Source organism: Lysinibacillus alkalisoli (assembly GCF_014643595.1).
Lineage (GTDB): Bacteria > Bacillota > Bacilli > Bacillales_A > Planococcaceae > Metalysinibacillus > Metalysinibacillus alkalisoli.
Window position 1 is genome coordinate 1 of sequence record NZ_BMJT01000023.1, and the last position, 5,771, is coordinate 5,771.

Here is a 5,771-nt window from a genome sequence, read left to right on the forward strand (position 1 = left end):
AAAACAAAAAGTGGCACCGATTGAACAACTCTTATCTTTGGCTCATGTCACTTATCAAACAGAAATATTACATGGCTCTCCTAGTGAAGAAATCGTACGTTTCGCTAACCAACATGCAATAGATATTATTATTCTTGGGAGTAGAGGTTTAAATACGTTACAAGAATTTGTGATTGGTAGTGTGAGTCACAAAGTGTTAAAAACAGCAAAATGTCCTGTGCTGATTGTAAAATAAAAGAAAAAGATGGAGACAAACTTGTATTAGAAAATATATTATCATTTTGAATCTACTTTGATTACGGCGTTTATTTCTTTAAGAGATGTGTTAGCATATTTGAAATCTCTTAACAAGTGCTATCAAAATACATATTCCATTTTACTCATATATATGGTTAAATTTATATGTATTACGAATATAAGGAGAGATTTACTTGAAAAAGGTTATTTATAGTGCTGCGTTAGTAGCAAGTTTGATTGGTTTATCAGCTTGTGGCGAAACAGAAAAAGAAAAGTCTAAAGATGAAAATATTGAAACAAGTGTAAATAATGAAGAAACCACTAAAGAAGATAAGAAAGAAGACATTTCATCTACAGATGTCTACTTCAAAGATGGTGAAGTTAAAATTGAAGATTTATCTATTAAAATCAAAGAAACAAAAGTAATTCCTGTTGGCGAACCCGGTAATGAATATGGTCAAAAACCTGTCTTTGCAATTTGGTATGATACTACAAATCTAAGTGATAAGGATATTGATCCAATCACATCTTGGATGGCTGTGTTCAGTGTAATACAAGATAATGATCCTAACGCTGTGAATAAATTAAATGTTGGTATGTTACCCGACCAAAATCATCTCGACTCACAGATGGAATCTATAAAAAAAGATGGTACCGTTGAAAACTCTATTGCTTATGAATTAGATGATTTAGAAACACCTGTTACACTTGTTGCCAGACAAGGCTTAGTTGGAAAAGAATTAGGAAAACAAGATTTTGAAGTAAAATAAACAAAGCCGTTACCTATTAGGGTTAGTCCTAGTAAGTAACGGCTTTTTTATAGTTCCTTGCATACTTAAATTCTAATCCACACTCCCCATGTAGGGAGTGACCCGACCAAGAAAATAAGCCACCAATACCAAATCAAATTTCAATCCACACTCCCCATGTAGGGAGTGACGTAAACTAACTTCAAAAACACCTTCTTGGCTGCGTATTTCAATCCACACTCCCCATGTAGGGAGTGACTCCTGTACCGTCCGCAACTGATCTAGATACCACAATTTCAATCCACACTCCCCATGTAGGGAGTGACGTCAAAAGGCGCTCTGGACTGCGCTAACGACCTCAATTTCAATCCACACTCCCCATGTAGGGAGTGACTGGTGTTACTAAAAAGTTTAAGAGGTTACTCAAAATTTCAATCCACACTCCCCATGTAGGGAGTGACATTATAGTTTCATTGATACTAAACGTTCTTATTTTATTTCAATCCACACTCCCCATGTAGGGAGTGACAGCGAGATATGGTTATCTCACGCATTCATTGTACTATATCTAGGGTTTATTGGAAAGTTCTTTATCCTATGCTATTTGATAAGTGTATTATTTTGGTCATCTGGTGTGCGAACCCCCCAGGGATTTCATGGGCACTTCGGGTTCGCCACACAAGGTTCGCACAAAATGACACGTTTATCTATTTAAATTCGCGGTTTACTACTGCCGCTTGATAGCTTAATAGTTGTACATCATTGTATTTCGCAATTTTATCATCCGTGTGATACTTGGCATCAATGATACCTGCAGCACGTGCTTTTTTGAGTAACTCGCGAATCTCTTTACGTCCTGTACTATTTAACATTGTTACACCCTCCTTTTTATCTGTAGTAGACTTAATATGCTTTGCACCTTGTAAAATCTCACGTACACGTAACGCAAAACGTAACACATAAGCTGCCTCTGTGTACCCTCGACTGACTGCGCCTGGATCACGACCACCATGCCCTGCATCAATACAAACTGTGCCATTTGGTTTACCTAAATCGGCCAGTGCTTGTTTAATCGCACTGGCATGCGTTTGGGCCAACAATTCAAAGTTTGCTTGACCAGCAAGTTTATTATACTCGCTGGCATTTGTAATAAAGCCCAACTCAATTAAATAGGCAGGCATATTTGTTTCTCGTAATACGGCAAAATTGGCCGTCTTCTTCCCACGATTAAACTGCTGTAGCACTCGCAAAGCAGGCATGACAGCACCATGATAGGTATTGCGACTGTTAATTGTCGCTGTGTTTTTAGTGGGGTACGTAAAGTCCTCATACCCATTTGCTGAAGTAACAGCAGCATTCAAATGATATGAGATAAATAAGTCTGCCTTATTGCGATTGGCAAAATTAGCACGTTCATTGAGTCCAACATAAACATCTGTTGTACGTGTCATTAATACATTAACCATCAGTCAAACACCTGATTTTCTGGGGCATGATAACACTCCTGGCACATCATCTCGCCATTAAAGTGCTCTAATACGTCAATTTCTTTACAACACACGCAACATTCTGTTTTGTGTTCCATTATTATTCACCTTCCTTACGTGGTTTTGTATATTGAAGTGCTTGTTCGCTGTCCGTAATGCCATCTGTTGTTGGGTCAATCACAATACCTAACAAAACTAAGATGGCTAGGATTGTTTCAGCTAATGTTGTGATTTGGTCATTGTAAATCGTGAAATCAGCATTAAAAATCGCTGCCAATTGATTGCCTAACAACAAAAGCAAACTAAAAAGCGACACAATAAAGGGCTTGTGTCGCAAACGTGCTTTCCAGTTAATTTTCATCATCACATTTATCCTCCAATTTATTAATACGGTGATGAGCTTGTTTATTCGACTCCTCTACACGTGTAATACGCTCACCGTAAATCATCATTTGACGCTCACTGGCTTTTAAATCAATACGGATGTCGTTAACACCCTCGCTGATGTGCTGTAGTTGTGCGCTCACTTGCGCGTCCTGTTTTGTATCGTTTTTGCGGTCTCTATCTCTATTGATGATGTAGCCTAAACCAGCAACTACTAGCCCTAGCACACCAACTAAAACAGGTACATCTATTGTCATAAATTATCTCCTTTTCTAAATAATAAAAACACCCTCTGAGTAAAGGGTGTTAAAAATCAATAAATTCTTTCTCTCCTATTACATGAAAAAACTTCTAAATACTCATTGAACTAAATCAATTATAATCGCCTTAAGATTTTTCAAGTCCTTTTCCAAAACTATAATGAAGCCATTCGAGGAAAACTCTTCGCCCTCGATATTGAATACACAAGGTGCCTTTTCTCTAGTAGTATCTAAAGGCGTTTGACGACAGAAATCTTCTAGAAATTCCATCTTAATCAATTTTTCTTTTATTACCTCTCCTACTTCAACAACCTCATAAAGACCTTTTACTCCAAAAAAATATTCTTCATTATTGTAAGTAACAGAAAATGATGCAAATTTATTCATGTTACACCTCCTATAGTATTATACGATACAAAATATAATATCTATAGGAAATATAAAAATAACGCTACCTTATGCTGCGTCCTCTTGCATTACATCTTTTACTTTTTGTTTTGGGCTAATAAAATCTCAACTTGATCACGTAGCGCCTGAGGCTGTACATCATTTAGTTTGCGTAGACCTGCTTCAATTAGCTTTTGGTATACTACTGCCATTTGTTATCCCTCCTTTACGTTATGCATTTCATAAATTTCTGCTATTGCCAACATGGTGCGTGTTTCACTGTCTGCAATCGTTTGCTTTAGTTCTTCATTTTCTTGCGCCAGTTTCACGGACGCTTCATAGGATTCTGCTAAGGCGGCCATCAACTGCATATTGGTTGATTCTAGTTCCGCCATGCGCCCAGGTAACATTTCTTTTGTTTCTTTTTGGGCGCGTTCCGCTTCCAATGATACTTGCGCTAAAAATTTTAATGCCACGGTCTCACCCCCTTTCTCATATATCAAAGAAGCTTGGTCTACAACCAAGCTCCTTTATCAGTCGAATGTAAATCCGTGGGAAGCAATGAAAATATCGCCCATTGTGTCATTGGCCACTACCTCTACTTTTAATGCAACCGCCCATGTTACGGCTGTTTTTTTGTTGTTTGTAAACGTATAGTAATCCATGTTTAAAAAGTCTGTGGTCATGTCCTCCCATGTTGGGGTAATGTCGTTGGCGTTGTTACAAATCCAAACTTTAATCGTAGCTGTATTACTCCCATCTGTTGCGATAGCATAATCTAACGCAACAAGCGCTCGATTGGCTGGTGCTGCAGCTGTATCAATGGGCTGTTTTAACGTGTCATAAGCTAATTTATTACCCGCTCTAATATGTCGCACTTCGCCATACTTTCCAACAGCTTTTGTAGTTGCATCAATAGCCGCCATGCGCCAATAATATTTCGCATTCATGTCCACTTGCTCTTGTAATGTGTAGGATACGGTTTGCCCTGCTTGGTCATTTTTAACACCCTCTTCGGGGATATCGTAACCATTGACCTTCCATCCTGCACGATTTTCGTCTGATCGATGCGTTAACACCTCTCCTGTAAAATCAGCGTTCTTAGAAATTTGCACAATGAAATGTTGACCATCGTCTTCTTTGTCCGTGCCTACAATACCATTCAATGTAGGCTTTAGTGTTGTACGATAGTTGTTAATTGGCGTTGTTAATATTGGTGCTGTAGGTGTCGCATTTGTCACGATATAGGCTTTATCACTTGCACCTTCTAAACCATTTGGATCCCATACAGTTACCTGGGCGTAATACGCTGCACCTTGTGCTAACACAAAATCAGGTATCGTATGTTCGTTCACATTTTTATAAATTTTATTGGTGTTATAAATTTCTGCATTCGTATCTGCTGTGCGTACTACTAATTGATACGCGGCTTGCGCTTCTAAATCGAGGTCTTCAAAATCCCACTTGAAAGTGGGCGTTAAAGACGTGCCTTCAGGTGATGCTTCATGATTACTTCCTGGACGCAAATTAGCTACATTTGGTGGTCTATTAGGAAGAAAAAACTCATCAAATGTGTATTCTGATGGTACGTCGTATTTGTCCCATACACGCACACGCCACTTATAACGTACACCCCACTCTAATTTTATGTTATCTGGCAGCTGATAAAACGATTGTGCCGTTTGCCTTTTGCCAGAATCGTGTACGATTTGAGCATTCGTGTTTTCGATGATTAATTGCATCGCCGTTTGGATATCGCCTGGATCTGTATCAATAAATTGATAGACAAATGTAGGTGTAATCGTCGAGACGATGGCAATATTAGCTAGGTCACCTTTAGGCTCGACCGTTTTTGCTGTAGGTGGCGCATTGGTTTTTGTGAACGTATACACACGTTCTGATTTAGCACCTTTTTCATTAGTTGCTTCAATCGTAATCGTTGATGGTTGATTAAGTGGTATCTCTTTCCACTGTTCAAGCGTTACAACCATTTCTCGATCTTGCTTTTGCGGCACGTTGTTTTTTGTAGCCACAATTTTTCCATTGATTTTTTCTGTGACATTAACGGAATGTCCTTCAGGGTCTGACACTTGGTACACCACACTAAACGGGCCTGTTTTATTACCTAAATTTTGAGACCCTCCAGAGATCAGAGGTGTAGAGTTCAGCACTTCAAGGACCGGGCGCCAACCGAAGTACGTGTTGCGAGTCGACGCGTCATACCAATACCAATGACGCGCCGAATTGCCGCCACGGCGCGCACGAAT

At 39.0% G+C, this 5,771-nt stretch carries 9 protein-coding genes and 1 CRISPR repeat array; of the genes, 2 read left to right on the top strand and 7 right to left on the bottom strand.

All coding sequences use genetic code 11. From position 1 onward, the window contains the following. Both IEW44_RS15725 and IEW44_RS15730 read left to right on the top strand, forming a co-directional pair. The coding region (locus tag IEW44_RS15725; RefSeq protein ID WP_188615066.1) for a universal stress protein at nucleotides 1-235 on the top strand (235 nt) is incomplete at its 5' end. Between the two features lie 196 nt (nucleotides 236-431). Continuing rightward, the gene (locus tag IEW44_RS15730; protein ID WP_229704279.1) at nucleotides 432-1,007 is read left to right on the top strand and encodes a DUF5067 domain-containing protein; all 576 of its coding nucleotides are present in this window, start codon (nucleotides 432-434) and stop codon (nucleotides 1,005-1,007) included. Between the two features lie 69 nt (nucleotides 1,008-1,076). After that, a CRISPR array of direct repeats spans nucleotides 1,077-1,515; the repeat unit is 33 nt; unit sequence ATTTCAATCCACACTCCCCATGTAGGGAGTGAC. A gap of 178 nt (nucleotides 1,516-1,693) precedes the next feature. Here IEW44_RS15730 and IEW44_RS15735 read toward each other — a convergent pair. From IEW44_RS15735 to IEW44_RS15760, 7 genes are all read right to left on the bottom strand, one after another. After that, complete coding sequence (locus IEW44_RS15735; RefSeq protein WP_188616009.1) at nucleotides 1,694-2,452, bottom strand: N-acetylmuramoyl-L-alanine amidase; 759 nt, start codon at nucleotides 2,450-2,452, stop codon at nucleotides 1,694-1,696. Nucleotides 2,453-2,573: 121 nt separating this feature from the next. Further along, the gene (locus tag IEW44_RS15740) at nucleotides 2,574-2,837 is read right to left on the bottom strand and encodes a phage holin (protein ID WP_229704280.1); all 264 of its coding nucleotides are present in this window, start codon (nucleotides 2,835-2,837) and stop codon (nucleotides 2,574-2,576) included. Then, nucleotides 2,824-3,114: a hypothetical protein gene (locus tag IEW44_RS15745; protein ID WP_188616010.1), complete on the bottom strand. Its 291-nt coding sequence runs from the start codon at nucleotides 3,112-3,114 to the stop codon at nucleotides 2,824-2,826. Before IEW44_RS15745 ends, IEW44_RS15740 begins: the two co-directional genes overlap by 14 nt. Nucleotides 3,115-3,216: 102 nt before the next feature. Further along, nucleotides 3,217-3,504, bottom strand: coding sequence for a hypothetical protein (locus IEW44_RS15750; RefSeq protein WP_188616011.1), 288 nt, complete (start codon nucleotides 3,502-3,504; stop codon nucleotides 3,217-3,219). A 98-nt stretch (nucleotides 3,505-3,602) separates the two neighbouring features. Then, on the bottom strand, nucleotides 3,603-3,716 hold the full coding sequence (locus IEW44_RS16060) for a CD1375 family protein (RefSeq protein WP_268236386.1): 114 nt from the start codon (nucleotides 3,714-3,716) through the stop codon (nucleotides 3,603-3,605). Between the two features lie 3 nt (nucleotides 3,717-3,719). Then, nucleotides 3,720-3,980 carry a hypothetical protein gene (locus tag IEW44_RS15755; protein WP_188616012.1) on the bottom strand — a complete coding sequence of 87 codons (261 nt, stop codon included), beginning with the start codon at nucleotides 3,978-3,980 and terminating at the stop codon, nucleotides 3,720-3,722. A 57-nt stretch (nucleotides 3,981-4,037) separates the two neighbouring features. Further along, nucleotides 4,038-5,771, bottom strand: a 1,734-nt coding sequence (locus IEW44_RS15760) for a glycoside hydrolase family 78 protein (protein ID WP_229704281.1), incomplete at its 5' end; no start/stop codon positions are given.

Bases quoted from the DNA above. Each gene is read 5' to 3' on its own strand.
- IEW44_RS15735 (WP_188616009.1), bottom strand. From the start codon at position 2,452: ATGGTTAATGTATTAATGACACGTACAACAGATGTTTATGTTGGACTC.
- IEW44_RS15745 (WP_188616010.1), bottom strand. From the start codon at position 3,114: ATGACAATAGATGTACCTGTTTTAGTTGGTGTGCTAGGGCTAGTAGTT.
- IEW44_RS15750 (WP_188616011.1), bottom strand. From the start codon at position 3,504: ATGAATAAATTTGCATCATTTTCTGTTACTTACAATAATGAAGAATAT.
- IEW44_RS15740 (WP_229704280.1), bottom strand. From the start codon at position 2,837: ATGATGAAAATTAACTGGAAAGCACGTTTGCGACACAAGCCCTTTATT.
- IEW44_RS16060 (WP_268236386.1), bottom strand. From the start codon at position 3,716: ATGGCAGTAGTATACCAAAAGCTAATTGAAGCAGGTCTACGCAAACTA.